This window comes from Streptomyces sp. NPDC055078 (genome assembly GCF_053607985.1).
In genome coordinates, this window is the sequence record NZ_JBSGUP010000789.1 from 1 (window position 1) to 3416 (window position 3416).

Annotated in this window: 4 protein-coding genes; 1 reads left to right on the forward strand and 3 read right to left on the reverse strand. The window is 73.4% G+C overall.

Annotated features, from left to right (window positions below; translation table 11 throughout):
- Positions 1-135 precede the first annotated feature (135 nt).
- The 3 genes from ACWF94_RS36700 to ACWF94_RS36710 all read right to left on the reverse strand — a co-directional run bounded on the left by ACWF94_RS36700 (position 136) and on the right by ACWF94_RS36710 (position 2037).
- Entirely contained in the window at positions 136-312 is a 177-nt protein-coding gene (locus ACWF94_RS36700) for a hypothetical protein (protein WP_453498950.1), read from the reverse strand.
- A gap of 109 nt (positions 313-421) precedes the next feature.
- Positions 422-1276 (reverse strand): phosphotransferase, encoded by an 855-nt coding sequence (locus ACWF94_RS36705; protein WP_453498952.1) that lies wholly within the window; start codon positions 1274-1276, stop codon positions 422-424.
- 8 nt (positions 1277-1284) lie between these two features.
- On the reverse strand, positions 1285-2037 hold the full coding sequence (locus ACWF94_RS36710) for an SDR family oxidoreductase (protein ID WP_453498954.1): 753 nt from the start codon (positions 2035-2037) through the stop codon (positions 1285-1287).
- A gap of 121 nt (positions 2038-2158) precedes the next feature.
- On the opposite strand from ACWF94_RS36710, the gene ACWF94_RS36715 reads away from it, so the two are divergent.
- The coding region (locus ACWF94_RS36715; RefSeq protein ID WP_453498956.1) for an alkaline phosphatase D family protein at positions 2159-3416 on the forward strand (1258 nt) is incomplete at its 3' end.

Below are 3416 nucleotides of genomic sequence, written 5' to 3' on the forward strand. Positions count from 1 at the left end.
GTCCGGCCGGTCGCGCGGAGCCGCCGTCCGGCCGCCACCGCGCCCCCGGGCCGTGCTCCGCACAGCTCGGCCCCGGAGTGCCCAGAAGTAGCCCAGAAGTAGCCCAGAAGTAAGGGGGACGTCCGGCCCGGCGCGTCAGTGCGCCGCGAGCCAGTGTGCCGAGAGCGAGGTGTCCGAAGTGTCCGCCGGTGCTGCCGTGCCCGCGTACTCCGGTGCCCCCGGGGGAGCGTGCGTGGTCTGCTCGTCGAGCCAGGTGTGCAGGTCCAGATCGTCGACCGAGTCCCAAATGGGGTCGAGGGTAATGTTGTTCATAAGACAATCGTCCCACTGGACACCCCGCCGCGTCAGCCCTTGCCCGAGTGTGCGGGTCAAGTTGTAACGTCCCGGGGACGGAAAGTGAACACCCGCCGGGGGCGGCGGCTCACCGGCCCGACTTCAGCGCGGGCGCGTGGCGTTCCATCCAGGCGATGCCGGTGGCGAAGAACGCGGCGGCCTCCTGGCGCCCGGCGGCCGTGTGGTCGGCGTGCGCCCGCCGGAAGCGGGCGGTGATCTCGTCGATCACCTGGGCGCGGTCGCCCTCCCAGCCGTACGCCTCGCAGAGGAGCCCGGCGCGGCGGGCCTGCTCGGGGAGCGGGAGCCCGCCCCCGATGTCGGCGAAGCACCACACGGCGTGGCCGAGGTCGTGCACCCGGGGGCCGGGGGCGACGCCGTCGTCCCAGTCGATGAGGGCGACGGCGCGCTCGCCGTCGAAGACGGTGTTGTGCGGGCCGAGATCGCCGTGGAGGACGGCCTCGGCCCCTTCGGCCAGCGGCGTCCCGGCTGTCGCGTCATGGAAACGGCGGATCAGTTCGGCCGCGCTCCGCAGCCGGGCGTCGGACAACTCGGCCGGATCGCCGACGATCTCGCCCTCGACGTAGCCCAGGATCTCCCGGCCCGTGTCCGTGTCCGAGTCTGGGTTCGGTTCCGCGCCCGGGTCCGGGTCCGGGTCCGGGTCCGAGCCCGGGTTCGGGTTCGGGTCCGAGCCCGGGTCTGCGTTCGGGCCCGAGCCCGAGCCCGTGTCCGGGCTGGGGTCCGAGCCGTGCCCCGGCCTGCCCGCCGGCCCGGCACCCTCCACCCCGAGCACTCTCGGCACGCCATCGAAGCCGGACCGCTCCAGGTGCCGCAGGACCTGGTGGACATAGCGCCAGCGGGCGTGGAGCGGTCGGCGGACGGTGTTCCCGACGCGTACGACCCCGGGGGTCGTACCCCCGGTGAGCGCCTGCTCGACGTGGTCCACGGCCGCCGTCAACCCCGCCCGATGTACGGCATCCCCGTCGCCATCACCGTCACGAACTGCACATTCGCCTCCAGCGGCAGCTCCGCCATGTGCAGTACGGTCCGGGCGACATCGGCCACATCCATCACCGGTTCCACCGCTGTGTCGCCGCCGGCCTGCGGCACTCCGGTCGTCATACGCCGGGTCAGCTCCGTCGCCGCGTTGCCGATGTCGATCTGGCCGCAGGCGATCCCGTACGCCCGGCCGTCCAGGGACAGCGACTTCGTCAGACCGGTGATCGCGTGTTTGGCCGAGGTGTACGGCGCCGAGTGCGGGCGCGGGGCGTGGGCCGACACCGAGCCGTTGTTGATGATGCGCCCGCCGCGCGGCGACTGGGCGCGCATCGCGCGGAAGGCGGCCTGGGCGCACAGGAACGCGCCCGTCAGATTGACGTCCACCACCGACCGCCACTGCTCGTACGAGAGGTCCTCGAAGGGGACGCCGGCCGGGCCGGACACACCCGCGTTGTTGAACAACAGGTCGACACGGTCGAAATGCGTGCGAACAGAGTCGAAGAGCGTGGTCACATCGGACGGTGACGTCACATCAGCGGGGACGCACAGCACCTCCCCGCCCGCCAGCGACGCCGTCTCCTCCAGCGCCCCGGCTCTGCGGCCCGCCACCACCACCGACCAGCCCGCACCGGCCAGAGCCAGCGCGGCGCTCCGGCCGATGCCCGAACCCCCGCCCGTTACCACCGCGACCTTCGCCCGACTGTTCATTCCGGTCATGGACCGGCAGCGTACCGGCGTGCCGGGCGGCGGGCGGCTCTCCGCATGGGGCGGGCCGGACGCCCGGGACGGCCGGGACAGCCGGGACGTCAGAAGGCGGCCTCCCGTGCCCATGACGTCAGCACACTCCGCCGAACTCCGCGCCGCCGCCCGGCAGCTCGGCCGCCGCCGGTTCCTCACCGCCACCGGAGCGGCGGCGGCCCTCGCGTTCGCCGTCGGGCTGCCGGGCACCGCCCGCGCCATCGGAGTGGACGCCCGGCGGATCGCCGAAGACCCCTTCACGCTCGGGGTGGCGTCGGGGGACCCGCACCCCGGATCCGTACTGCTGTGGACCCGGCTGGCGCCCCGGCCGTACGAACCGGGCAGTGGTCTTGACCCCGGCCCCATCCCCGTGAGCTGGGAGGTCGCCCACGACGACCGCTTCATCCGGGTCGTACGGCGCGGAGAGGCCGTCGCGCACCCGGAACTGCACCACAGCGTGCGGGTGAGCGTCACGGGCCTGGAGAGCAACCGGCCCTACCACTACCGCTTCCGCGCCGGAACGTGGATCAGCCCCACCGGACGCACCCGCACCGCCCCCGCCAGGACCGCGCGGACCGGGAAACTGAGGCTGGCCGCCGTGTCCTGCCAGGCGTACCACCACGGCTGGTTCACCCCGTACCGGCATCTCGCCGCCGAAGACCTCCACGCCGTCTTCCACCTCGGGGACTACCTCTACGAGCACCCCGTCGACTCCGTCGGCGGAGCGCGCAACCACACCGACCGCCCGCTGCCCGCCCACTTCAACCGCGAGACCGTCACGCTGGAGGACTACCGGCTGCGCTACGGCCTCTACCGGACCGACCCCGATCTGCGGGCAGCGCACGCCGCCCACCCCTTCGTCGTCACCTGGGACGACCACGAGACCGAGAACAACTACGCGGGCGCGGTCCCCGACAACGGCGTATCGCCGGAGGATTTCCTGCTGCGCCGGGCCGCCGCCTACCGCGCGTACTGGGAGAACCAGCCGCTGCGCGCGCCCCAGCAGCCACAGGGGCCGGACATAAGGCTCTACCGGCGGCTGCACTTCGGGCGGCTGGCCCAGTTCGATGTACTGGACACCCGGCAGTACCGCTCCGACCAGGCGTACGGGGACGGCTGGCAGCGACCGGGGCCCGCGTCGGAGGACCCGGCGCGCACCGTGCTCGGATCGGCGCAGGAGCGCTGGCTGCTGGACGGCTGGCGCGCGTCGAAAGCCCGCTGGAACGTGCTGCCCCAGCAGATGACCTTCGCCAGGCGGCGTGACGCACCGGGGGCCGCCTACCGGCTGAGCATGGACGCCTGGGACGGCTACCCGGCGGCCCGGCGGCGGGTGCTCGCCGGGGCCCAGG